The sequence below is a fragment of the Enterococcus sp. AZ079 genome, assembly GCF_050547255.1.
Taxonomy (GTDB): Bacteria; Bacillota; Bacilli; order Lactobacillales; family Enterococcaceae; genus Enterococcus_D; species Enterococcus_D casseliflavus.
In genome coordinates, this window is the sequence record NZ_CP172955.1 from 937,501 (window position 1) to 962,584 (window position 25,084).

The 25,084-nt window shown below is 42.7% G+C and carries 21 protein-coding genes and 10 tRNA genes (1 of these 31 cut by a window edge); 26 read left to right on the forward strand and 5 right to left on the reverse strand.

Features of this window, described 5'->3' with window-relative positions:
• The 11 genes from IGJ15_RS04600 to IGJ15_RS04650 form a co-directional block, all read left to right on the forward strand.
• A tRNA-Glu gene (locus IGJ15_RS04600) sits at positions 1 to 56 on the forward strand (it extends 16 nt beyond the left edge of the window).
• 23 nt (positions 57 to 79) lie between these two features.
• Positions 80 to 152, forward strand: a tRNA-Val gene (locus IGJ15_RS04605).
• Between the two features lie 4 nt (positions 153 to 156).
• Positions 157 to 230: transfer RNA gene (locus tag IGJ15_RS04610), tRNA-Asp, on the forward strand.
• Positions 231 to 266: 36 nt separating this feature from the next.
• Positions 267 to 342 (forward strand) — tRNA-Phe (locus IGJ15_RS04615).
• Position 343: 1 nt separating this feature from the next.
• Positions 344 to 424 (forward strand) — tRNA-Tyr (locus IGJ15_RS04620).
• Positions 425 to 429: 5 nt separating this feature from the next.
• A tRNA-Trp gene (locus IGJ15_RS04625) sits at positions 430 to 503 on the forward strand.
• A 28-nt stretch (positions 504 to 531) separates the two neighbouring features.
• Positions 532 to 604, forward strand: a tRNA-His gene (locus tag IGJ15_RS04630).
• Between the two features lie 10 nt (positions 605 to 614).
• Positions 615 to 686 (forward strand) — tRNA-Gln (locus IGJ15_RS04635).
• Positions 687 to 727: 41 nt separating this feature from the next.
• Positions 728 to 798 (forward strand) — tRNA-Cys (locus IGJ15_RS04640).
• A 27-nt stretch (positions 799 to 825) separates the two neighbouring features.
• Positions 826 to 910, forward strand: a tRNA-Leu gene (locus IGJ15_RS04645).
• 186 nt (positions 911 to 1,096) lie between these two features.
• On the forward strand, positions 1,097 to 1,549 hold the full coding sequence (locus tag IGJ15_RS04650) for an HIT family protein (RefSeq protein WP_015510095.1): 453 nt from the start codon (positions 1,097 to 1,099) through the stop codon (positions 1,547 to 1,549).
• A gap of 84 nt (positions 1,550 to 1,633) precedes the next feature.
• Here IGJ15_RS04650 and IGJ15_RS04655 read toward each other — a convergent pair whose 3' ends face one another.
• Positions 1,634 to 3,631 (reverse strand): beta-galactosidase, encoded by a 1,998-nt coding sequence (locus IGJ15_RS04655; protein ID WP_311902651.1) that lies wholly within the window; start codon positions 3,629 to 3,631, stop codon positions 1,634 to 1,636.
• A 433-nt stretch (positions 3,632 to 4,064) separates the two neighbouring features.
• Here IGJ15_RS04655 and arcA point away from each other — a divergent pair, with 433 nt between their 5' ends.
• The 10 genes from arcA (at position 4,065) to IGJ15_RS04705 (ending at position 14,196) form a co-directional block, all read left to right on the forward strand.
• Positions 4,065 to 5,282 carry an arginine deiminase gene (gene arcA, locus IGJ15_RS04660; RefSeq protein ID WP_010749205.1) on the forward strand — a complete coding sequence of 406 codons (1,218 nt, stop codon included), beginning with the start codon at positions 4,065 to 4,067 and terminating at the stop codon, positions 5,280 to 5,282.
• Between the two features lie 384 nt (positions 5,283 to 5,666).
• Positions 5,667 to 5,978, forward strand: coding sequence for a hypothetical protein (locus IGJ15_RS04665; RefSeq protein ID WP_231435169.1), 312 nt, complete (start codon positions 5,667 to 5,669; stop codon positions 5,976 to 5,978).
• Positions 5,979 to 7,970, forward strand: a complete 1,992-nt coding sequence (locus tag IGJ15_RS04670) for a V-type ATP synthase subunit I (protein WP_015510091.1) — start codon at positions 5,979 to 5,981, stop codon at positions 7,968 to 7,970. It begins immediately after the preceding gene.
• Complete coding sequence (locus tag IGJ15_RS04675) at positions 7,954 to 8,427, forward strand: V-type ATP synthase subunit K (protein WP_430599313.1); 474 nt, start codon at positions 7,954 to 7,956, stop codon at positions 8,425 to 8,427. The genes IGJ15_RS04670 and IGJ15_RS04675 overlap by 17 nt, the downstream gene beginning before the upstream one ends.
• A 16-nt stretch (positions 8,428 to 8,443) precedes the next feature.
• Positions 8,444 to 9,034, forward strand: coding sequence for a V-type ATP synthase subunit E (locus tag IGJ15_RS04680; protein ID WP_005229237.1), 591 nt, complete (start codon positions 8,444 to 8,446; stop codon positions 9,032 to 9,034).
• 14 nt (positions 9,035 to 9,048) lie between these two features.
• Positions 9,049 to 10,050, forward strand: coding sequence for a V-type ATP synthase subunit C (locus IGJ15_RS04685; protein WP_005229238.1), 1,002 nt, complete (start codon positions 9,049 to 9,051; stop codon positions 10,048 to 10,050).
• Entirely contained in the window at positions 10,043 to 10,357 is a 315-nt protein-coding gene (locus IGJ15_RS04690; RefSeq protein ID WP_016613063.1) for a V-type ATP synthase subunit F, read from the forward strand. The genes IGJ15_RS04685 and IGJ15_RS04690 overlap by 8 nt, the downstream gene beginning before the upstream one ends.
• 31 nt (positions 10,358 to 10,388) lie before the next feature.
• Positions 10,389 to 12,164 (forward strand): V-type ATP synthase subunit A, encoded by a 1,776-nt coding sequence (locus IGJ15_RS04695; RefSeq protein ID WP_231435168.1) that lies wholly within the window; start codon positions 10,389 to 10,391, stop codon positions 12,162 to 12,164.
• Positions 12,164 to 13,552, forward strand: coding sequence for a V-type ATP synthase subunit B (locus tag IGJ15_RS04700; protein WP_005237151.1), 1,389 nt, complete (start codon positions 12,164 to 12,166; stop codon positions 13,550 to 13,552). Before IGJ15_RS04695 ends, IGJ15_RS04700 begins: the two co-directional genes overlap by 1 nt.
• Positions 13,552 to 14,196: a V-type ATP synthase subunit D gene (locus IGJ15_RS04705; RefSeq protein ID WP_005229243.1), complete on the forward strand. Its 645-nt coding sequence runs from the start codon at positions 13,552 to 13,554 to the stop codon at positions 14,194 to 14,196. Before IGJ15_RS04700 ends, IGJ15_RS04705 begins: the two co-directional genes overlap by 1 nt.
• A gap of 75 nt (positions 14,197 to 14,271) precedes the next feature.
• Here IGJ15_RS04705 and IGJ15_RS04710 read toward each other — a convergent pair whose 3' ends face one another.
• The 4 genes from IGJ15_RS04710 to IGJ15_RS04725 form a co-directional block, all read right to left on the reverse strand.
• A complete protein-coding gene (locus IGJ15_RS04710) occupies positions 14,272 to 15,078 on the reverse strand; it encodes an ABC transporter ATP-binding protein (protein ID WP_005237149.1) in 807 nt (268 codons plus the stop codon).
• A complete protein-coding gene (locus IGJ15_RS04715) occupies positions 15,078 to 15,998 on the reverse strand; it encodes an ABC transporter permease (protein WP_005229245.1) in 921 nt (306 codons plus the stop codon). The genes IGJ15_RS04710 and IGJ15_RS04715 overlap by 1 nt, the downstream gene beginning before the upstream one ends.
• Before the next feature lie 29 nt (positions 15,999 to 16,027).
• Complete coding sequence (locus tag IGJ15_RS04720; protein ID WP_151195644.1) at positions 16,028 to 17,005, reverse strand: ABC transporter substrate-binding protein; 978 nt, start codon at positions 17,003 to 17,005, stop codon at positions 16,028 to 16,030.
• Between the two features lie 498 nt (positions 17,006 to 17,503).
• A complete protein-coding gene (locus tag IGJ15_RS04725; protein WP_074536687.1) occupies positions 17,504 to 18,664 on the reverse strand; it encodes a hydroxymethylglutaryl-CoA synthase in 1,161 nt (386 codons plus the stop codon).
• A gap of 192 nt (positions 18,665 to 18,856) precedes the next feature.
• On the opposite strand from IGJ15_RS04725, the gene IGJ15_RS04730 reads away from it, so the two are divergent.
• The 5 genes from IGJ15_RS04730 to IGJ15_RS04750 all read left to right on the forward strand — a co-directional run bounded on the left by IGJ15_RS04730 (position 18,857) and on the right by IGJ15_RS04750 (position 25,075).
• Positions 18,857 to 21,331: a hydroxymethylglutaryl-CoA reductase, degradative gene (locus IGJ15_RS04730; RefSeq protein ID WP_231473489.1), complete on the forward strand. Its 2,475-nt coding sequence runs from the start codon at positions 18,857 to 18,859 to the stop codon at positions 21,329 to 21,331.
• Between the two features lie 298 nt (positions 21,332 to 21,629).
• On the forward strand, positions 21,630 to 23,678 hold the full coding sequence (locus IGJ15_RS04735; RefSeq protein WP_231435165.1) for a BglG family transcription antiterminator: 2,049 nt from the start codon (positions 21,630 to 21,632) through the stop codon (positions 23,676 to 23,678).
• Between the two features lie 10 nt (positions 23,679 to 23,688).
• On the forward strand, positions 23,689 to 24,306 hold the full coding sequence (locus IGJ15_RS04740) for a bifunctional 4-hydroxy-2-oxoglutarate aldolase/2-dehydro-3-deoxy-phosphogluconate aldolase (protein ID WP_060792350.1): 618 nt from the start codon (positions 23,689 to 23,691) through the stop codon (positions 24,304 to 24,306).
• A gap of 12 nt (positions 24,307 to 24,318) precedes the next feature.
• Entirely contained in the window at positions 24,319 to 24,777 is a 459-nt protein-coding gene (locus tag IGJ15_RS04745; protein ID WP_005229265.1) for a PTS sugar transporter subunit IIA, read from the forward strand.
• Positions 24,778 to 24,796: 19 nt separating this feature from the next.
• Positions 24,797 to 25,075: a PTS sugar transporter subunit IIB gene (locus IGJ15_RS04750; RefSeq protein ID WP_005229267.1), complete on the forward strand. Its 279-nt coding sequence runs from the start codon at positions 24,797 to 24,799 to the stop codon at positions 25,073 to 25,075.
• The last annotated feature ends 9 nt before the right edge of the window (positions 25,076 to 25,084 follow it).

The window sequence follows — 25,084 nt, forward strand, 5'->3', positions numbered from 1 at the left end:
GGTTAAGACACCGCCCTTTCACGGCGGTAACACGGGTTCGAATCCCGTACGGATCATTACAATTTAATGAACAACCTTCGGGGGTTTAGCTCAGCTGGGAGAGCATCTGCCTTACAAGCAGAGGGTCAGCGGTTCGATCCCGTTAACCCCCATTACGGTTTGGTAGTTCAGTTGGTTAGAATGCCTGCCTGTCACGCAGGAGGTCGCGGGTTCGAGTCCCGTCCAGACCGTTTCATTATTTTTGTAAAACTTATATTTTCTTATATGGCTCGGTAGCTCAGTTGGTAGAGCAATGGATTGAAGCTCCATGTGTCGGCAGTTCGATTCTGTCCCGCGCCACCATGGAGGAGTAGCGAAGTGGCTAAACGCGACGGACTGTAAATCCGTTCCTTAGGGTTCAGTGGTTCGAATCCACTCTCCTCCATTCATAGGGGCATAGTTTAAAGGTAGAACAGCGGTCTCCAAAACCGTTAGTGTGGGTTCAATTCCTGCTGCCCCTGCCATTATATATTTCAACAGTTTCTTATCACGGCGGGTGTGGCGAAGTGGTTAACGCACCGGATTGTGGCTCCGGCATTCGTGGGTTCGATTCCCATCACTCGCCCTTTCATTTTTGGGGTATAGCCAAGCGGTAAGGCAACGGACTTTGACTCCGTCATGCGTTGGTTCGAATCCAGCTACCCCAGTACAATCTTCACTTGATTGTAGATTGCAACAATAGTATAATGGCGGTATAGCCAAGTGGTAAGGCAGAGGTCTGCAAAACCTTCATCACCGGTTCAAATCCGGTTACCGCCTTAGTACTAAATACTAACCTTTCAACATGCCGGCGTGGCGGAATTGGCAGACGCGCTGGACTCAAAATCCAGTGCCCGTTGAGGGCGTGCCGGTTCGACCCCGGCCGCCGGTATCATTGATGTATCAGTCTTTTATAAGATTGATACATTTTTTTTGTTTATAAAAGTCTAAAAATACGATTTTGAAGGACCACTCATATAGCAAAGATTTTTTGTTTTGTTACTATTGAAAGCCTTCCCTTAATCTTGTATAGTTTTTACATGAATAGCTGCAAGGAACAGGAAAGAGGGGGATCAAATTGAAATGGTATGAGAATAGAATCAAATCAGCGATAGATGGGACAAATCCAATGGTGATCAAAGAATTGTCTGGCAGTTTTGCTGTTTATGGCGATGTCCAATTTCTTCCCGGATACTGTGTATTATTACCTAAAAGAGAGGTGGCTTCTTTAAATGATCTAGATTTAAGCGAGCGACAGATTTTCTTAACTGATATGACTCTTTTAGGAGATGCTATAATACAAGCTTGTTCTCCATTGAGAATCAATTATGAACTATTGGGAAATACTGATAACTTTCTTCATGCACATTTGTTTCCCCGTTATGAATGGGAAACCGACGAAGCGAAAAAAATGCCTGTTTGGTTGTACGACAAATCCCATTGGACTAATCCAGAGTATCACTATTCAGAAAAAAGAGATGGAGAGCGAAGACAAAAGATAGCCTCTTATTTAGAAAATGCCTATCGCTAGTCTAATGACTCTCCCTGAATCTAGTAACGTCTATTAAAGAACCTCCATGAGGCGATCGCTTCATGGAGGTTCTTTTTCCTTAGATCAATCAACATACTTAAGAACTGCGACTTCTTTTGGTTTCAGAACTACCAACTGTCTGGTTTCTTTGATTAGAAGGTCTGCTCCAGGGGCTTTCAGCTTCACTTTGGTTGTCTGCTCCGTATGGTTTAAGAGAAAGACGAGTGTATAGCCAGCACCTTTGCGACAGGTAACGGAGACTTCAGTAGGAGCAGCCAAGAAGTGCTGGGCATGAGTCGCTAATTTATGATTTTCCAGAATGGTCGCTAAAAATGTAGTTAGCCCTTCAAGAGACAATTCTGTTCCCACGTAATACGCATACCCATCGTCGATCTGATTCATAGTAATGGCTGGCTTATCGGACAAATAACCGGATTGGAAGGTTGCCAAAGCTTTCGCACCATTTAGATGAATGACTTCCTCCCATAGAGAATTGTCGTACCGACGACCTTGGAAGTCAATTTGGTGATGGATAGCTGCTTTCATTGGGTAAAACTCTTCTACAATGATCCCTAAGGTGTCCCTAAACAGTCCTGGATAGCCCCCAAGATAGACTTGGTCATATTCATTGACGATCCCACTAAAGAAATTCGTCAAGAAGATGCCACCTTGTCGCACGTAATCATTGATTTTCTTACCGAAGGCTTCTGGTGCTGAATAGAGATTTGGGGCGATCACTAAAGGATAGCCGTCTAGGGATTCGGAAGGATGGACAAAGTTTACGCTCAGATTTAACGCCCTTAGCGCGCCATACAGGCTGCGTAACTGATGAATGTACTTTAAGGTGCTTGGTTTGGCATCCAATTCCAGCGCCCACCAATTTTCCCAGTCAAAGACAACCGCGACATCAGCCAAGAAGCGCGTCCCAACAATTTCCGACAGTTGCGAAAATTCGTTGCCTAATTGCGCACATTCACGAAAGATACGGCTTGAATGAGGATCTCCGTGAGGCACCATCGCACTATGAAATTTTTCCGCACCGCCACGAGACTGCCGCCATTGGAAGAACATGATGCCATCAGCGCCATGAGCGAGCGCTTCATAACTCCAAAGACGCAGCTGGTTGGGTGTCTTGGCACCATTGATTTGCCGCCAATTAACGGCGCTGGTGGCTTGTTCCATGATCAAAAAAGGTTTTTTCTTTAAACTACGAGTTAGATCGTTAGCAAGAAATTGCGGGTAAGGGATCTTTTCAAAGGGATTCGGGTACGAATTCCAGCTGACTACATCCATTTCGGGTGCCCATTTAAACCCATCCACGTATTTGTGCAAGCCCATAAGATTGGTCATGTAAGGGATGCCTTGTGAATATTTTGCGATCGCCGCCTTTTCGAGTTGATAGAGCTCCAGATTCATGTCGGAAAGAAAACGGCGATAGTCTAACTGCTGCGCAGGATTTTTGAAGGTCGGCATCGCTTCAGGTAGAAAAATTTCGTCCCAGCTACCATAGGATTGACTCCAAAACTTAGTTGACCACGCATCATTCAATCCAGCGATGGTCTGATATTTCTCTGCTAACCATGTCTGAAATCTTTTCCGACAATGATCGCAATAACACTCGTGGATGTGACAGGTATATTCGTTATTGATATGCCACATGACTAGCCCTGGATGATTGGCATAACGGTTTGCGACTGCTTCTGACAAATCGGTGGCATATTGACGATAGATAGGGGAAGTCGGACAGTAGTGCTGGCGCGACCCATGAACCAGTCGATTGCCATGAATGGTCACAGGCAGCATCTCAGGATGTTTTTGAACAAGCCAAGCGGGAGGAGATGCCGTTCCATTGGCTAGGTCGATCATGATATTGTTTTCATATAAAAGATCCATCAACCAGTCTAGAAAGTCAAAATCATAGGTGGATTCATCTGGCTGCAGATTGACCCAGCCAAAAATATTGATACTCACATAGTTCACACCTGCTTCTTTCATTAAGCGCATATCTTCAAGAATGACTTCTTTAGACCATTGTTCAGGATTGTAGTCGGCACCATAGTAAAGTTGACGTTGCGTTTTCATCAAATCGCTCCTTTATAGACGTTTCTTTAGCATCAAGATACTTGAATCATAGCAAATATTTATCTGTTTGATAGCGGTACCATTTGAAAATCATGAAATGATCCAAAAAAACAAAGATAGTTCAATCTGGTTTCGCAGCTAGGTCTATTGTCCATCAGTTCTTTTGCCTTGCTGTTTTTTTAACAAAAATATACAATTGAAAAAGGCGGTAAATTACAGTATCTAGAATTTATAATCTTAGATAGTTGTTTTTTTATCGGAGGTTTCTTTTTGCTGAAATGCATGTTTATAACTATATGATCCAGAAAAACTTTGAATCACGAGTAGAAAAAACACGATGAGTCAAAGAAATGAATAATTATGTGTTGAGGAATCATAAAAAATGAATGACATAAGTTATTCAAAAAAATTGCCAAGAAGGAGAGACAAGTTCATGAACCAGCCAATACAGATTTTTTCTGAGATTGCCCCTTTAAAACGGGTGCTGCTGCATCGTCCAGGCGCAGAATTAGAAAACTTGATGCCGGATTATCTTGATCGATTGTTATTTGATGATATTCCTTTTTTAACCCAAGCGCAAAAAGAACATGATTTTTTTGCGGATACGTTAAGAAGCAAAGGGGTGGAAGTCCTTTATTTGGAGGATCTAGCTGCTGAAACATTGACAACAACTGGTGCCAAAGAGGCCTTTTTAGAAGACTATTTAAATGAAACAACGATCCTTGATGAAGAGATTCGCAACGAAGTGCGCAACTTTTTCCTGTCGATTAAAGACAATCGCGCCTTTATCGATCATACGATGGCGGGCTTGAAAAAAAGTGAGGTAGAAATTTCAAAAGCCAGTAACTTAACGGCAATCGTTGAAACAGAATATCCTTTCTTGATCGATCCAATGCCAAACTTGTATTTCACGCGAGATCCGTTTGCTACGATTGGTCACAGTGTTTCCTTGAATAGAATGTATTCTGCAACAAGAAGACGGGAAACCCTCTACGGAAAACAAATTTTTACGCACCATCCGATGTTTGCCCGCAATGAGACGAACTTTTTGTATCATCGGGACGAAACGACGCGGATGGAAGGCGGCGATCAGCTGATTTTATCTGATAAAATCGTGGCGATCGGGATCTCTCAACGAACAGAAGTTGCCTCAATTGAAAAAATTGCCGAAACGATTTTTGCCACAGAACCGAGTTTCGAACATATCTTGGCATTTAATATCGGCGAGGAACGAAAATTTATGCATTTAGATACGGTCTTCACGATGGTGGATCATGATAAGTTCACAATCCATCCAGAAATCGAGGGAGAACTTTCGCTGTATTCAATCACTAAACATAAGGACGGTGTGCGAGTATATGAGGAAAAAGATACGTTGGAAAACATTCTTTGCCGTTATTTAGATTTGCCTGAAGTACACTTGATCCGCTGTGGTGGCGACGATTTAGCAGCGGCAGCTAGAGAGCAATGGAATGATGGGTCTAATACCTTGGCGATTGCACCTGGAGAAGTCGTGGTCTATGACCGCAACACCATTACCAATGGGCTGTTAAAAGAGGCAGGAGTCATTTTGAATGAAATCTCGGGCAGCGAATTGGTTCGCGGACGTGGGGGTCCTCGCTGTATGAGTATGCCGTTTATACGTGAGTAGGTCGATGCTTTGTTATTTTAAATACTTGTTTTTTCTTTAGAAGCATTTAAGTTAAGAAAAAGACGAGAAAAAACTAAAAGAAAGATTTGAAACATTATTTTGTTTCTAATCTTTCTTTTTTGTCATCATTTAACCCCCAATAAAATGAAAAGGATTTCTTTTTGTGAAAATGTGTAATTTTTGTGACTTTTATATGTAAAGACTATAAAAAAACGCTAGGAACCTTGTTCTATCGCAAAATTTATGTTACGGTTATATTAGAAAACGGAAATAGGTGAAGGTATTTGCCACTTATTGATTTTTGACACCCTACGATCAGCGAATGCCATATGCTTGATTTGTAGTGGTTTTTTTTGCGGAAAAAAAGTGAAAGCAGGTGAGAAAATGATAGTAGATGCCATTCGATTATTACAAGAAGCAGAGCAATTTGCGGAAAATAAAAATAAAGAAGCAGAAGCAGAAAAAAAACAATTGGCACAAGCAAGAGAAGAACGGTTGAAGGCGTTTAAAAAAGAGTTGGCAGAAAAAGAAGCCCAACAAAAAGAAGCAATCAACCAAAAAATCGCAGCTGAGTTGGTACAGTCTAAGGAACCACTCTTGGCTAAGACCAAAGCAGAAGTGGAAACACTGCGAACGATCCCTAATGAATTGAAAGAAGAAGCATTAGCAATAATAATAAATAAGGTTGTGACATAAATGGCAATTGCAAAAATGCAAAAGTTCAGTCTGTTGACCTTTTACGATCAGAAAGAAGCTGTTTTAGAGCAGCTGCAAGACTTTCAAGGCGTAGAACTGCTTTCTTCGGAAAAATATTATGATTCTGAAGAAACGACGGGTGTTTTGACACCGGTTCGCGAGGAACAGTCTGAAGAAGAAATGGAGAACCAGTTTGGTCAAGTCAACTGGAGCTTAAATTTTTTAGAAGAATATGTACCCAAAAAAGGAATGCTGGCACAACTGCGGCAACCAATCAAAAAATATACCCTTCAAGAATTAGCTGAAACAGCCCACACCTATCCTTGGCAAGAATTATGCCAAACCCTTCGTAAACAAGACAAACGTCTTCGCTTGATTGATCAAGAAAAACGCGATGTATTAGCACAAGAAGCAGAACTGTCGATCTGGAAGTATTTCAAAGAACGACCAGCTGTTTTAAAAGAATTAAAAAAATCAGGTGGCTTGTTAGGATCGATTCCTACTTCTGAAATGGCTGACTTTACGACCAACAGTGAAAAGCTGCCGCTTGTCTATGTCGAAACCATTTATCAATCACAAACGACAACTTACTTATTGGTACTTTTCCATAAAGATGTAAAAGAAAAAGTAACTACTCTTCTAAAGAAAGCAGCCTTCGAGCAATACATCTACCCTTATGAGGGCATTCCAGAAGAAGATCTGCAAACGATGAAAGAAAAATCCCAACGTCTAATTGATGAAGAAAAAGAAATCAAAGCTTCTCTTGGTGCGATGACAAAAGAGCAAGAAACCTTGCGAATCGTTGCCGAGTATTTAGATGGAGCGATCACTCGCTTAAAAAGCAGTAAAATGCTTTTGCGTTCGACTCATGCGGTCTCGATTTCTGGCTGGGTTCCTGTTGATGGGGCGGCCGAATTAGAAAAACGTATCAAAAAAGGGACCACGGATAACTATTACCTCGAATACCAAGAAGTGACGGAAAAAGAGCTGGCTGATGTGCCGATTTTATTAGAAAACGCACGTTGGATCAAGCCTTTTGAAGGACTTGTTCGGATGTACAGCTTGCCGCAATATGACGAGTTAGATCCGACACCATTTATGGCGCCTTTTTACATGGTGGCATTCGGGATGATGGTTGCCGATTTTGGCTATGGATTGCTCTTGTTTCTGGCGACATTTCTGGGGAAAAAGCTGTTCCACCTCAGCAAAGGCCTGGAACAAAATTTGACCCTCTTTCAGTTGTGCTCGATCCCTACGATTATTTGGGGCTTGATCTATGGCAACTTCTTTGGATTTGAATTCTCATTCCAACTGTTGTCTGCCCAGGATGATGTCAATCAGATCTTAGTCTTATCCGTGATCTTTGGGTACATTCAGATCATGTTTGGCTTGGCGCTGAAATTCTATATTTTATGGAAGAAAAAAGACCAGAAACTGGCTGCGATGTTCCAAGCCGGTTCGTGGATCGTCTTTTTGATCAGTGTCGTTTTTGTCGCCGCAGGAATGCTGCTTTTCCCTGACACCCCGTTACAAACGATTGGGATCGTAATGATCGCTGCCAGTCTTTTAGCAGTGGCAATCGGAGGCAGTTTAGAAGGAAAAACGTTGGCAGGAAAAATCGGTTCTGGATTGTACGGATTGATGGATGTGACCAATTATGTTGGTGACTTGATCAGTTACACCCGTCTGATGGCGTTAGGGGTTGCCGGCGGAAGTATCGCCTCAGCCTTCAACTTGATCATTAGCTACTTGCCGCCAGCAGCCCGGTTCACCGTCGGTATCTTATTATTTGTGGCGCTACATGGCCTGAATATTTTCTTAAGTTACCTTAGTGCGTATGTTCATGGTATCCGCTTGCAGTATTTAGAGTATTTCGGAAAATTCTTTACGGGGGGCGGACGTGCCTTTGACCCGTTCAAATCAAATGAAAATTATGTAGAGATCATCTCAGAAGAAAAGTTACAGGAGGATAATAATGGAAAATTGGATTAGTTTCTTTTACGTAAATGGTGGAATTGTTTTTGCAGCTTTAGGTGTAGCGACCGCAACGATTTGTGGTGGTATCGGATCAACGATCGGTGTGGGGATGACCAGTGAAGCAGCATCAGGCTTGATCTCAGAGCAGCCAGAGAAATTCGGGCAAGCGTTGATTTTGGAATTGCTTTCTAGTACCCAGGGGCTATACGGCTTTGTAATCTCCTTTATGATTTTTGGTCAGATCAGTGGTTCGATCTCATTCGATCGCGGGTTGTATTTGTTTATCGCTTCATTACCGATCGCGTTAACAGCAATTATCGCCGGTAAGTGGCAAGGACGTGCCGCAAGTGCTGCGATGCAGATTTTAGCAAAAAAACCAGAACATGTGACCAAAGGAATTATCTTGGTAGCGATGATGGAAACGTATTGTATTTTAGGGTTCGTTATTTCCTTCTTGCTTGTCTTGAATTAAGAGGAGGGAAAAGTGAATGTCTGATATTACACGTTTAACTGACAAAATAACCGCTGATGCGGAAAAGAAATACCAGCTTCAAATCAAAGAAGCACAAAAAGAAAGTGAAAACCAAGAAAATTTAAAACGAGCACAGTTAGAAAAAGAGCTTAATGAACGGTTAGCTTTTTATGAAAAAGAAAAACGTGCTGCGATGTATTTGGAAATCTCAGATGTGCATATCCAATCAAGAAACAAGGTCTTGGCAGCAAAGCAGTCCGTCTTAGATGAGCTGTTTTCTGAGGCTCTGACCCGTTTGAACACGATGGATCAGGCAGCATTTTATACGTTTATCGCGAAAGGCTTGGCGAATGCACGGTTAACTGGTGAGGTCGAGTTGCTTTTAGGCGAGAAGTCCCGTCATTTCGTTGATGAGGAATTCCTTACTAAGTTGCAAGCATCGGTCCCAGAAGTTCAGCTGAAACTGGTAAATAAAACGATCCCTCGCAAGGGTGGCTTTTTGTTGCGACAAGAAGCAATTGAGTTGAATTTTACCTTTGATGCGCTACTAGAAGCCAACAAAGAAGAGTTAAGCAATACGTTACTGCAATTGATTTTTGAACAGTAAGCAGGTGCAAACAGATGAATGACATCAAATATAATACGTTGAATACGAGAATTCGGACGTATGAATCGCAATTATTCGATCGTAGTCGCTATGAGCGAATGCTCTCAGCTGCCAGCGCAGAGGAAATCTATGGGATGCTGCAAGAAACGGTTTATGGTGACTTCATCAATGAAGATGATCGTGTACACGACTTTGAACAAGTCCTGATGGCTGAGTTGAAACGGGTATACGAAACGATGTATCAGTTGACACCAGAAAAAGCGATCGTTGATTTCTTTGCTTTGAAATATGACTATCAAAATCTGAAAGTTTTAGTAAAAGCGGCATATATGCAAGAAGATTTTTCGGCGTATCTCGTCCCAATCGGCACCCAGCCACTTTCCGTCCTTAAAGATCTGGTCAAGACCAGAAAAAGTACTCAGGTCGCGCAAGAGATGGTTGCCTGTGTGGAAGAAGTCTTTTCTTATATTGAGAACTATCATGAAGTCCAGTCCATCGATATCATCTTTGACAACCATTATTGGGAGCAATTATGGACGATCGGTAAAGAATACCAAGACGAGTTGCTGCAAAGCTTGATTCGCCGTCAAATCGATATCTTCAATATTTCAACAACGTTGCGCAGTTACGCGATGAAACGCAAGCGCGGCTTTATCAGCGCAGTTTTAGCCGACCATGGGAATTTACCTGCAAGTGAGTTGTTAGCAGAAATCACGACTTCTCTTGAGGCGTTTGTGGGATACTTGCAAGGAACCCCTTATAAAGAGCTGATCAATCATAGTTATGAAGAATTGGTAGAAAAGAAGACCTTGAATACCTTTGATATACGTAAAGACAATTTTCTAATGGCGAAGCTCAAAGAACAAAAAATCGTGCCTTTTGGGCCGTCAGCATTGGCAGGGTATCTGTATGCCAAGGAAATTGAAAGCAAGAATTTGCGTATTCTCTTGATTGGTAAAATCAATAAGGTGCCAGAAGAGATTTTAAGAAGTCGGGTGCGTGATAGTTATGCATAAAAAAATAGCAATGATGGGTGGTAAGAACTCGATCTTGCCTTTCAAAGGGCTGGGGATCGATATCTTTCCAGTCAGCGATTTGGATGAAGCCGCCCAACAATTAGAAGAGATAGCTGAAGCGTATGGTGTGATCTTTTTGACCGAGCGGTTGATCGAACAATTAGAACCGATCGTTCGTCGTTACGAAGAAGTACCGACACCAGCGATCATTCCGATTCCAAGTAGTACGGGTAGTTTAGGGATCGGCATGGCACGCATTCAGCAAAATGTGGAAAAAGCGGTAGGAATGAATATATTAGATTCATAACAGACAAGTCAGCCAGCTAGGAGGAATAAATGTGGCATTTGGCACAATTGAAAAAGTATCGGGACCACTGGTCACCGCCTCAGGATTAAGTGGCGCAAAAATCCACGAAATCTGCAAAGTCAGTGACAAGGGCCTTATCGGTGAGATCATTGAGATCAAAAAAGGGCTGGTTTCGATCCAAGTATACGAAGAAACAGCGGGGATCGGACCAGGCGAGCCCGTAGAAACGACAGGCGCACCATTGTCTGTCGAACTAGCACCAGGTTTGTTGACTCAGATGTTTGATGGGATCCAACGACCATTAGATACATTTATGTCGCAAACAGAGAGTGATTTTTTGGAGCGGGGGGTCACCATCGATCCACTGAATCGCCAAAAGAAATGGACCTTCGTCCCACAAGTACAAGTCGGCGATACTGTACAAGCCGGTGATATTTTAGGTTCAGTACAAGAAACTTCGGTGATCGAGCATAAGATCATGGTGCCACCAAACTATGAAGGAACCGTCAAAGAAATCATGGTGGGAAATTTTGCGATTACTGAAGTCATCTGTGTTCTAGAAACCATCGAGGGTGAAAAATCCTTGACAATGGTACAGAAATGGCCGGTTCGTCAACCACGTCCCGTTACTGCTAAATTAAATCCAGGCGAACCGCTAGTCACTGGACAGCGAGTCATCGACACCTATTTTCCAGTGGCAAAAGGCGGATCAGCTGCTGTTCCTGGACCTTTTGGTGCTGGAAAAACAGTCGTTCAGCATCAGATCGCTAAATGGTCAGATGTGGATATCGTGGTCTATGTCGGTTGCGGTGAGCGGGGCAACGAAATGCGGGATGTCATGAACGAATTTCCTGAGTTGATCGATCCGAATACCGGCAAGTCGATCATGGAACGAACGGTATTGATCGCCAATACGTCGAATATGCCAGTTGCTGCTCGGGAAGCCTCGATCTATACAGGAATCACGATCGCGGAATATTACCGCGACATGGGCTATAGTGTTGCCATCATGGCAGATTCAACTTCTCGTTGGGCAGAAGCACTGCGGGAAATGAGTGGCCGATTGCAAGAGATCCCAGGAGATGAAGGCTATCCGGCTTACCTTGGAAGTCGAATTGCGGAATACTATGAGCGAGCAGGGCGTTTCCATTCATTAGGCACGCAGCCTCGAGAAGGAAGCATTACCGCAATTGGTGCGGTTTCACCTGCTGGAGGAGACATCTCAGAACCGGTCACTCAAAATACCTTGCGAATCGTGAAAGTCTTTTGGGCATTGGATAGCATGCTGGCGCAAAAACGGCATTTTCCATCCATCAACTGGATGAATTCCTATTCCCTTTATGAGGATCAAATCAATTCTTATTTGGATCAATTATTAGGTGATCGCTGGTCGGAGCTAGTCAATGAATCAATGGCGATTCTCCAAGAGGAAAGCCGATTAGAAGAAATCGTTCAGCTGGTAGGGATGGATTCTCTTTCCCAAAAAGACCGCTTGACGATGATGACTGCTCGTTCTTTAAGACAAGACTACTTGCAGCAAAACGCCTTTGATGACGTTGACACGTATACATCTCGTAATAAGCAGTTCAAAATGCTGGAAAACATTCTCTACTTTAATGAACAAGCACAGCGTGCATTGCAGCTAGGTGCTTACTTAGATGAGATCGCCAAAGGAACGGTTGATCTGCGTGAGCGCATCGCCCGCAGCAAATACATTCCTGAAGAAGAATTGACTCGCTTGGATACGATCAAGCATGACATCAAAGAAATGTTACAACGAATCATTGAAACTGGAGGTGTTCATTGATGTTAAAAGAATATCGTACAGTTTCCGAAATTGCTGGCCCCTTAATGGTGGTCGAAAATGTTCGAGGCGTGAAATTTGACGAACTCGTTGAGGTCCGCATGGACACAGGTGAGATCCGTCAAGGACAAGTACTGGAAGTCAGTGATGACAATGCTGTTGTCCAAGTCTTTGAAGGTACCAGTAATTTGAGTGCAGAAGAAAGCAAAGCAAGGTTTCTAGGGACTGGTTTGACCCTAGGGGTTTCTCTAGATATGATGGGTCGGGTGTTTGACGGTTTAGGAAAACCAAAAGATAACGGCCCGAGAATCTTGCCAGAAAAACGCATCGATGTAAACGGTGAAGCCATCAATCCGATGGCGCGAGACTTCCCAGATGAATTTATCCAAACGGGGATCTCAACGATCGATCATTTAAATACATTAGTTCGTGGACAAAAACTACCAATCTTTTCTGCGTCTGGTTTGCCTCATAAAGAGATCGCTGCTCAAATCGCACGACAAGCAACAGTACCTAGCCAAGAAGGCAATTTCGCGATCGTCTTCGCAGCAATTGGGATCCCTTTTGAAGAAGCTGAATTTTTCGTGGATGAATTCCGCAAAACCGGTGCGTTAGATCGTTCTGTTTTGTTTATGAACCTTGCCAATGATCCAGCAATCGAACGGATCGCTACACCTAAGATGGCATTGACCGCAGCAGAGTATTTGGCTTTTGAAAAAGGCATGCACGTCTTAGTGATCATGACCGATATGACGAATTACTGTGAAGCGTTGCGAGAAATCTCCGCTGCCCGCCGAGAAGTTCCAGGACGTCGCGGCTATCCAGGGTATCTGTACACCAATTTAGCGACGCTGTATGAACGGGCAGGACGTTTAATGGGCAAAGAAGGATCGGTCACACAAATACCGATCTTAACGATGCCAGATGGCGATAAAACCCACCCGATTCCTGATTTGACCGGCTATATCACGGAAGGACAAATTATTTTGTCGCGGGACCTTTACAAGCGCAATATCAACCCGCCAGTGGATATTTTACCAAGTCTTTCACGGTTGAAGGACAAAGGAACGGGAGAAGGTAAGACCCGTGCCGATCATGCGGCAACGATGAATCAAATCTATGCCGCCTATTCCGATGGGAAAGCTGCCAAAGAGCTATCGATCGTTTTAGGGGAGTCTGCCTTATCTGATCTTGATAAAAAGTACGCGCGCTTTGCTGATCTTTTCGAAAAAGAGTACGTCAATCAAGGATTTGAAACCAATCGGACGATTGAAGAAACGTTAGATTTAGGCTGGAAGTTATTAGCTACCTTGCCAAAACAAGAGTTGAGCCGTATCAAAGAAGAATTTATCGACGCCTATTACCCAACGGACGAGGATGTGAGTTCTTAATGGCGATCTTAAATGTCAATCCGACGCGGATGGAACTAAGTCGTTTGAAAAAACGGCTCACGACGGCAACCCGTGGTCACAAATTATTGAAAGACAAGCAAGATGAGCTGGTGCGCCAGTTCATTCAGCTAGTAAAGAAAAATCAGGAACTTCGTAAAAAGATGGAGACCGCATTGCAAGCAGGAATGGAAGAGTATGTGCTAGCTTCTAGTAGTATTCCCGATGTCGTTTTGCAAGAAGCATTTATGATCCCTTTGAATAAAGTGACCTTAGATGTGCAAAGCCGAACCATCATGAATATGGATGTGCCAGTGTTGAACCCTGTTTACGAAGAAGAAAGCTCGGATGATGATTTTTCCTACGGTTTTGTGAGTACCACCAGTGAGCTGGATCTCTCGTTGTCCCATCTGGATCAAATGCTGCCAGTGATGCTGCAGTTGGCCGAGATCGAGAAAACCTGTCAACTGATGGCCAATGAGATCGAACGGACGAGGCGAAGAGTCAATGCGTTAGAGTATATGACGATTCCCAAGCTGACAGAAACCATTCAATACATCGAAAGCAATCTGGCAGAAGACGAACGAGCAACATTGACTCGCTTGATGAAGGTAACGGACATCATTGCAGAAAACGAAGCGAAGTAAGGCTTTTGCAAGCAGTGTGATTACAGCAAAAAGGCACGTAGAAAGGAGATTCCTTCTACGTGCCTTTTTTGCTTATTAAGAGCGTAAGAGCAGTTGGTCATCTTTCAACTCAGCACCACTATTTTGATGGAACATTTCCATCAATTCAGGGACCGTCAAATGCTGCTTTTGCTCACCGGCAATGTCTACGACGATCTTGCCTTGATGAAGCATGATCAGGCGATTGCCGTAACGAATGGCATCTTCCATGTCATGAGTGACCATGAAAGCCGTCAACTGTTGGGACCGAATCAACTGATCAGTCAATGCCATGACCGTCAATGAGGTCTTAGGATCAAGGGCCGCGGTATGTTCATCTAATAAAATCAATTTAGGCTGTTGCAATGTCGCCATCAAGAGGGTAATCGCTTGACGCTGTCCGCCTGATAACAAACCGATCTCGGCAGAAAGTCGATTTTCTAAGCCTAAGTTTAGGCTGGCTAACTTCTCTTGGAAAAACGCGCGGTTTTTCGCTTTGACGCCTGTCGCAAATCCGCGGACTTGGCCGCGCTTGTAAGCCAATGCTAAATTTTCTTCAACGGTCAAACGAACCGCGGTCCCCATACGTGGATCTTGAAAGACTCGGCTAATATCCTTTGACCGTTTTGTCACGGATAAACGGGTAATGTCTTTCCCATCTAAGGTGATTTTTCCTTGTTCTGTTGGGATCGTTCCTGCAATACTGTTTAAGAGGGTCGATTTTCCAGCACCATTGCCACCGATGATCGTAATAAAATCTCCGGCGTTCATCGTCAGGTCAATGCCTCGCAAGACATGGTTTTCATTGATTGTTCCTTTTTCAAAGGTTTGGTGTAGATTCTCGATTGTTAAGACTGAAGTCATTAGGATTGGCCTCCTTTGGTTTTTGGCAGCATCTTTTTAAGTCCTAGTTTTGAACGAAGCTGCGGTAAGGAGAGGCAGATGACTAAGACGATTGCAGATGCCAATTTGATATCGTTGGCCTCGACATTGAATTCGAATACGACGGCCAAGATAAAGCGATAAACGATTGCCCCGATCACGATGGTGATCAATCGCAAAAGCAAAGATTTATTGGCAAATAAAACTTCTGCAATAATGATTGATGCTAAACCGATCACGATCGTACCGATCCCTGAGTTCAAATCAGCGAAGCCGTTGTTTTGGGCTAAGAGGGCACCAGAGAGGGCGATACAGCCGTTAGAGATCATATAGCCGATAATCTTCATGTTATCAGTGTTGATGCCGTTGGCCTCGCTCATAGCTAAATTGTCGCCCGTCGCTCGCAACGCTAAGCCGATCTCTGTACGGAAAAAGAGGAACAAGCACAAAATGACGATTGCCGCGAAGAGAAAGCCTGCAAGAATCACGGCATTGTTTTTGGTCAGTCCCATGGCTTGAAATTGGGTGAAGACCGTGTCTTGCCCCAGCAAGGCGATGTTGGGAGCACCCATCACACGATTTGTGATGGAATACAGTCCAGTCATCGTGATGATCCCCGCCAATAAGGCAGGGATTTTTAGTTTTGTGTGCAGCAGACCAGATACTAAGCCGGCTACCATGCCGCCGCCAAAGCCCATCAGACTCGCTAAAATAGGCGAGAGACCATTCGTAATACTGATTGCTGCGATCCCAGCGCCTAAGGGGAAACTCCCTTCTGCAGTTAAATCAGCGATATCTAAAATACGGAAGGTTAAAAATACACCAATCGCCAGCAATGCCCAAAGGATCCCTTGAGAGGTGGCAGATTGTAGTAAGAGCAAGAATGTGTCGACTAAATTCATATGATTTCCTCAAATCTAAGTTAGTATGGTTATTCTGGTGCAGTGATGCTGGTAGGATCAATCCCTAAAGCAGCAGCCATCTCTTCATTGACGACTAACTCTAAATTATCCGCTGTTTCAACGGGCGTCGTTGCTGGCTCTGCATCGCCATCCAAAATTTTCGCTGCTAGTTTCCCTGTTTGAATGCCAAGGGATTTATAATCAATACCGTAAGTTGCTAGGGCACCATCATCGACTTGTTCTACGGAACCAGCGACGATCGGTGTTTTGGTTTCTTTGGCAACTTCGCCGACGATTGCAGCAGCAGAGGCAAAGGTATTATCTGTTGGAACATAAATGCCGTCAACATCTTTTGCAAGGCTGGTGGTTACTTGTTGCACATCATTGGTTGTATTGGCGGTCAATACTTTTACATCAACGCCCGCAGCTTTTAAGGCTTCTTCTGCCAAGTCAGCTTGGATTTTTGAATTGGCTTCACCTGCGTTATACATAATGCCGATCGTTTTGGCATCAGGCACGATGCTTAACAGCAAGTTGATCTGTTGCTCAATCGGCACCATGTCTGAAGTACCGGTGATGTTGCGACCAGGTTCTTCATTTGAATCGGCCAATTTCGCTCCAACTAAGTCAGTGACTGCGGTAACTACGATTGGGGTATCGGTGGTTTCATTTGCTAAAGATACAGCAGCAGGGGTGGCAATACCTAATAAAAGATCTGGTGAGGCATTCACTAGGCGTTCGCTCATACTTTTTAAATTATCTTGGCTGTTTTGCGCATTTTGGTATTCGATCGTCAGGTTTTCACCTTCTGTGTAGCCCGCTTCTGCTAAGCCTTCTTTGAACCCTTCATAGGCGGCATTCAAGGAGCCGTGTTCCACGAGTTGTAAAACACCGACTGTTTTTGTTCCATCGTTTTCCTCCGAAGCATTGTTTGATTCGCCACAAGCTGCTAATGCCAGCAAGGAAGCCGTAAGTAACCCAGTTGTGATCCATTTTTTCATTTTCATTGTAACTCCTCCTATAAACGTTTCTTTTTTAATTGGGGTTTACCTGAACAAAAAAATCCATTCAGACAATCGTCTAAATGGATTCGATCCTATACCAAGCGTAAACGTATATTGGCAACCATTTAGAAGATTTTCTACATGGCTGCAAGTTCAAGTTAAAATGCTTTAGCCATCATAGATACAAACAAAACTCGTTTTTGGTTTGCATCCATAATGTGATATGAATACAAACTATCTAAAGTAGCTAAAGTAAAAGGTATTCAGTTGTGGGGATACGGTCGTGTTTAACATAAAAAGTTCCTCCAAACTTGAATTGATTTTAGTATAGACAAAAAAAAGCGGACTGTCAAATGTTTTTCCTGAATTATCTGAAAATTTTTGAATAACACGCAGAAAATATTTGGAAAACAAGTTTTGTTTCAATCATTTTCAAAGAAAGAAAAAAACTTTGTTCCTTCAAGCTTTTTAGCTAAAAAAGAAGCAAAGTTTTTTTCAGGGTCATTCGTTTTCTTCTTTATAATAACGAATGGTATTTTTGATTTCACGAATACTATAAAGCAGATCATCTTCGAAGGATTGATCTTGATCGATATCGATCGTCTCATTGAACATCGCTTCGTATTCAGCGATCGTTAGCTTTTGACGGTCATCGAGCAACGCTTGGTGTGCCGCTTGCGCCAACTGTTTTTCATAGCCAGGTACCAACAAGCCGCTGAAAAATTCAGCAACCGCTCCTGATCCGTAGCTAAATAATCCGATTCGATCATTTGCTTGGAGGCTAGAGGAATTTTCCAATAAAGAGATCAAGCCCAGATACAGTGAACCCGTATACAAGTTGCCGGTACGACGGCTGTAAACGATCGATTCTTCATAGCGAGCCATCAGGCGTTTTTGTTCTGTTTCATCTTCTTCGGCAAAAACAGCCAACAAGGCTTTTTTACCCATTTTTGTATAAGGGATATGGAAGCTCAAAGCCGCATAATCTTTTGCTGTCCGCTGATTTTTTTCGCAATGGGCTTGCCAAACTTGTTTGAAAGAATCGATATAAACGGCATTTGACAAATGACCATCTACCATTGGATATTGATGTCCTACTGGACGCCAAAAATCATAAATATCTTGCGTCAACATCAAATTATCATTTTCAAGCTGCAAAATTGCTGGATCCGCCGAGATCAACATAGCAACAGCGCCCACACCTTGAGTCGGCTCGCCACCAGAAGCTAAGCCATAACGGGCGATATCTGAAGCCACGACCAAAACTTTGCTTTGTGGATTGGCTTGTACATGGGCTTTGGCAAATTGTAAGCCCGCCGTTGCGCCGTAACACGCCTCTTTGATTTCAAAGGACCGTGCAAATGGCTGGATACCTAATAGGCGATGCAAAACCACTGCCGAAGCTTTTGATTCATCGATGCCAGATTCTGTTCCGACGATCACCATATCAATTGCTTGTAAATCTTCTTTCGTAAGGATATCTTTTGCCGCGTGCATGGCAAAGGTGACGATATCTTGTGTTTTTTTATTGACCGCCATTTGATCTTGACCGATCCCGATCGTAAATTTATTCGGGTCTACCTCTCGGGCGTGAGCTAGATCAACCATATCTATAAAATAGGGGGGGACAAAAAAATTTATTTTATCAATACCAACGTTCATTCCGTCGCTCCTTTATGTTCTACATACTTAGTAGGCTACACGTTCTAAGGTATCATATTTTTTGAAAAAAATGAAAAAGAATTGATTAGAATTTAAACTTTATTAAAGAAAGTAGAAAAGGGTGCGACAACCGAATGTGGGGTATTCTTTTTTGGAGGATTTAATGATATATTTCAAGAGGAGGTGACGTACGTGGAAGAAGTTGTCATTATCGACGCACTAAGAACGCCAATTGGCAAATACTATGGGTCATTAAAAGAATATACAGCGGTAGAATTAGGAACAGTCGCTGCAAAAGCCTTGTTGGCAAGAAACCAACAAGCAAAAGAACATATCGCACAAGTGATTATCGGAAATGTGCTACAAGCAGGCAGTGGTCAAAATCCAGGACGCCAAGTTTCCTTGCAAAGTGGGCTTTCCTCAGATATTCCAGCCTCAACGATCAACGAAGTATGTGGTTCGGGAATGAAAGCGATTCTAATGGGGATGGAGCAAATTCAATTGAACAAGGCATCCGTCGTATTGACTGGTGGGATTGAAAGTATGACGAATGCGCCGCTCTTTAGTTATTATAACAAGGCGGAAGATCAGTATTCAGCTCCGGTGTCAACAATGATGCATGACGGATTAACAGATGCATTCAGTAGCAAGCCGATGGGACTGACGGCTGAGACGGTAGCAGAAAGATACGGGATCACTCGCAAAGAGCAAGATGAGTTTGCCTACCACTCCCAAATGAAAGCTGCCAAAGCGCAAGCAGCAAAGAAATTTGATCAAGAGATCGTGCCGTTGACTGAAAAATCGGCGACCGTTCTTCAGGACGAAGGCATTCGCGCCGCTACGACAGTCGAAAAATTAGCTGAATTAAAAACAGTTTTCAAAAAAGACGGTACGGTGACTGCTGGGAACGCCTCAACCATCAATGATGGGGCGGCCATGGTCTTGATCGCGTCAAAAAGCTATTGTGAAGAGCATCAGATTCCTTATCTGGCAGTGATCAAAGAGATCGTCGAAGTCGGTTTCGCCCCAGAGATCATGGGAATCTCACCAATCAAAGCAATCGATACGTTACTGAAAAAGCAAGCACTGACGATTGAAGATATCGGTATTTTTGAGATCAATGAAGCCTTTGCAGCTTCTTCGATCGTAGTAGAACGTGAACTTGGTTTGGATCCGAAGAAAGTCAACCGATACGGCGGGGGCATTTCACTGGGACATGCCATTGGAGCGACTGGCGCGCGGATCGCAACGACCGTCGCTTATCAGCTAAAAGACACCCAAGAGCGCTATGGAATCGCCTCTTTGTGTGTCGGTGGCGGATTAGGGCTAGCGATGCTGTTAGAAAATCCTTCGGCGACAGCAAGTCAAACGAATTTTGATGAAGAGTCGGCATCAGAAAAAACAGAAAAAAAAAAGTTCTACGCCCTCGCGCCTAATGAACGATTAGCCTTTCTTGAAGCACAAGGAGCGATCACAGCAGCAGAATCCTTGGTTTTTCAAGAAATGACGCTAAACAAGGAAACTGCTAATCACTTGATCGAAAACCAAATCAGTGAAGTAGAGATCCCGTTAGGCGTAGGGCTGAACCTGCAAGTGAATGGCAAAGCATACAATGTCCCGTTAGCCACAGAAGAACCCTCGGTGATCGCAGCGATGAGCAATGGAGCAAAAATGGCTGGGCCCATTACGACGACCAGTCAAGAACGTTTGCTTCGAGGCCAGATCGTCTTTATGGATGTTCAGGATCCGGAAGCGATTTTGGCAAAAGTTGAATCCGAGCAAGCAACGATCTTTGCAGTGGCGAATGAGACGTATCCTTCCATCGTGAAACGCGGCGGTGGATTGCGAAGAGTGATCGGTCGGAACTTCTCGCCAGCAGAATCTGACTTAGCAACCGCTTATGTGTCGATCGATTTAATGGTTGATGTCAAAGATGCGATGGGCGCCAATATCATCAATTCGATTTTAGAAGGAGTGGCAGAGCTTTTTCGCAAATGGTTCCCAGAAGTAGAAATTCTCTTTAGTATTTTAAGCAATCTCGCTACGGAATCGTTAGTAACAGCCACTTGCTCGGTGCCTTTTGACAAATTGTGCAAGAACGGGAATGGCAGACAAGTTGCCGAAAAAATTGTTCATGCAGCTGATTTTGCCAAGATCGATCCATATCGTGCCGCTACCCATAACAAAGGGATCATGAATGGCGTTGAAGCGCTGATTTTGGCTACCGGAAACGACACTCGCGCCGTTTCTGCCGCTTGTCATGGCTATGCTGCCCGTAATGGCCGCATGCAAGGGTTGACTTCCTGGGCAATCGTAGAAGACCGTTTGATTGGTAGTATCACACTGCCGTTGGCGATCGCCACAGTCGGGGGTGCCACAAAAGTATTGCCAAAAGCCCAAGCGGCGTTGGCATTGACTGGTGTTGAAACGGCGAGTGAGTTAGCTTCGCTGGCGGCAAGTGTCGGGTTGGTTCAGAATCTGGCAGCGTTGCGGGCATTGGTTTCAGAAGGTATCCAGCAAGGCCATATGAGCATGCAAGCTCGTTCATTAGCTATTTCAGTTGGGGCAAAAGGAACCGAGATTGAACAGCTGGCAGCTAAGCTACGAGCTGCGACTCAAATGAACCAAGAGCAAGCCCGTAAATTTTTAACCGAAATACGCAATTAAAAAAGGTTCTCTAGTTTTTAAAACTTTTTATCCTAAACAATAAATGGAAAGGTCGAATCCCCTTATTAAAGGGAGTTCGTCCTTTTTTTGTTTTGGAGATAATAATGCAATAGATAAAAAATCTTGCTGTACTTTTGCTGATAGAGGACTTTTTTTATTTGTCGGTTCCAAGCAGCGATTTATCAAACATAGTTTTACTAGGACAAAAAGAAAAAACAACTATGACAAAAAACGCTTTCAATTATACATCTTTTTACGAAGAATCAAAGCTATAATGATTTCATCAGGAGGGAATCAAATGAATGAACGGATCCGAAGAATTCTCACACGATTGGTAAAAAAACCCGAGACAAAGATGGCAGAGTTAACCACATCACTTTCTTTAACAAGAAGACAGATTAATTATTCCATTAAGCAATTTAATGAGGAGTTACTTGAAAACGGTTTGCCTCAAATCAGGCGTAACCATATGGGAGATTTTATTATTCCTTTAGAAGTGTTACGAATGATTTCTCTTGAACAAAATAAAGAAGATTCTTCTGCCATGGTTACTATTTTCTCTGAATATGAGCGGATTGCCATCATGTTAAGTTATTTATGTACTAATACCGATTACATTGGTATGGATCATTTTACACAGCTCTTATCGGTAAGTCGCAATACGATTCAAGAAGATTTAAAGAAAGCGAAGCAGTTTGTTAGCAAATACGCCCTGTCCATTCACTATGATCGTCAAAGCGGTTATCAACTGCAAGGATTGGAAAGGAGAATCTTACAACTGCTCTCTGATTTAATTAATCAGCATTCATTATTTCGTCTTGATGATATTAAAGGAAAATTGGCACCGACTATTCCCGAAGAAGAGGTTGTTCATTTGATACACAACATGGAGCAATTGCTTCATTTAAGGTACTCAGATGAATCTATTGATTATCTGCAATCAGCTGTAAGAATGACCTTGCAACGTGCAACTTCACCGATTGCTTCAAAAGATGAAATGGTACAAATAGAGATTCGAAAAACTCCAGAATATAAAGTTCTGACTATTTTGCTTCAAGATACACCTTGGTCCAGCATGTCTCCTAACTATCTTTCTTGGCTAGCTCTGCTATTTTTAACATCTAATATTTTTGAACGTAAGACGACTCAAGTATTTGATTCAGATAGTGAATTAAGATGTTTGATCAGTGAAATGGTTACAAGTTTTCAAAACCAAACACTAATTATGATTGAAGATAGAGAGGCATTTGAACGTCGGATTTTGGGCCATCTGCGTCCAGCGTGTTTTCGTATAAAATACAATTTGAGCTTGGGCATGTACTCCCTTGATAGCTTAGTTCAAGATAGCAACCATGCAATTTTGAAGGATCTTATGAAGGAGCTGATTGTTCCCACAGAAAACTGGTTAGGCCGAGCGTTTCCAAATGATGAGTTGGCACTTCTATCTTATTACTTTGGTTTTCAATTAATGAGTCCTCGTCAAATAGCAGCGCAATTACCAAGGGCAGTAGTTGTCTGTGCAAATGGGGTTATGGTTTCAAAACTGATGCGAGAAAATTTAAAAAAACTATTTCCCGAGTTACATTTTTTAGCTTCATTTTCAGTAAGAGATTTTTATAAATTTGGAACGGATTATGACTTGGTTTTTACAACTACTGCATTAAACAGTGAATTACCGCAATTTATTATTGATCCTATCATGACTTATAAGCAGCAGATCAGTCTGCGATACCGTGTGTTAAAAGAGTTAGGATTAAATGAAGTAGACCGCTCAGTTGATGAGTTGTTTTCGGTGATTCGCACATATGCTCAAGTAAATGATACGAAGCAACTAAGGGAAGAGTTAGAGTACTTTTTATTGAAGCAAAAGCAAGATTCACCTTCAGAAAATTTTAAAGCGTTACCATCATTGACTGATTATTTAAAACCCGATTTTATAAGAAGAACGTCAGAGAAGCTAACTTGGCAACAAGCAGTGAAATTTGCTTGCCATCCTTTGTTAGAAAATCAGATGATTACAGAGCTGTTTATTCAAGATTGTTTGGATCAAATCGAAGAACAAGGATACGCTGGGTATTTAGGGAGTCAAACGTGTATCCCGCATACAGCACCACAAAATGGCGTGTTAAAAGATGGGATAAGTCTATTGATTGCTGCTGAGCCAATCGCTTTTCCAAACGGTAAAAAAATCCATTTTATTTATCCATTATCGTTTTATGATTTGACGAAACATTTGAAAGCTGTGAATCAGTTAGCAGATATTAGTAATGATTCTACGTTTTTAAATCGTTTGAAGGAAAGCTCAGATACGAAAACAGCTTATCAGCTAATTAGACAAGTGACTTAGGAGGAAAACGATGAAAGTAGAAGATTACCCACGCTTTACAATTATTATGAGGGGTTACACATATGAACAAGCTTATGCAGTTTTAACGGCAATGAGTGGGCTTGAGAAAGAGTTTGCAGTTGAAATCACATTAAACACTTTAGGGGCTCTAGAACATATCAACAAGTTAAGCAAATTATTTGGTGAAACTATTCTCATTGGGGCAGGAACAGTAAGAACGTTACCTGACGCCCAAAAAGCCGTCGCAGCTGGGGCTCGTTTTTTATTAGGTCCCCATCGTTTTACGAAGCAAATAATGGATTTTGCAAGGAAAGAGCAAGTGCTCTCAGTACCGGCGGCAATGAGCCCTTCTGAGATCAATGAGATGTTTACAGATGGAGCGGATATCGTTAAAGTTTTCCCCGCTGCAGTTGTGACACCACGCTTTTTCACAGATGTGCAAGCTCCATTGGGCAAGCTACCTTTGATGGGTGTTGGTGGAATTTCGATTTCTAACGCCAAGGAATATTTTGACCATGGAGCGAGTTATCTTGGTTTAGGTTCCAATCTTTTTCAATCGCAAGACTTGCAAGCTGCTGACCCAGCAAAACTAGCGCTATCACTACAGAAATTAGCGACAGAGATTTAAGGAGGAAAACAAATGGAATTGCAACTGAACGAAGAACTAGTATTTCGAAATATAAAAGCAGGCAGTGATAAAGAAGTCCTTGCTTTTTTAGCGAATGAACTATACCAACGAGGCTATGTCAAAGAAGATTATATCGAAGCAATACAGTTACGCGAGTCCGAATATCCAACCGGTTTACCTTCGACACAGCCCGGCGTAGCAATTCCTCATGCAAATTTTGATTTGGTCAATCAAACAACTTTGGCGATTGCAACCTTAGAAACAGCTGTAGGGTTTCGCAATATGGAAGATAATCAAGTCATTTTACCTACTAAAATCGTTATCATGATGGCCATCGGTGAACCGCACGGCCAAGTGGAGATGTTACAAAAGATTGTCAGTATTATTCAAGATGAGCCACTTCGTGAACAAATGACGGCGGCGAATTCGGATCTAAAATTGCTGACATTATTAAAAAAGGCGATAGCCTAAAAAATAGGAGGAAATGAAAATGAAAAGAATTTTAATTGCTTGTGGGAATGGGATTGCGACTTCAACCGTAGTAGCATCAAAAGTGAAGGATTATCTGAATGAACATGGAGTTGAGGCTTCCACAACCCAAACCAAACTGATGGAAGTACCTAGTAAAGTTCAAGACTATGACTTGTTAGTGACAACTGGTCAATTTGAAGGTCAGACTGGTGAAGTTCCTGTGGTAAAGGGAATGCCTATTTTAACGGGAATTGGTTCTGAACAAACTATGGAAGAAATTTTGAATTATTTAAAATAAAAAATTTAA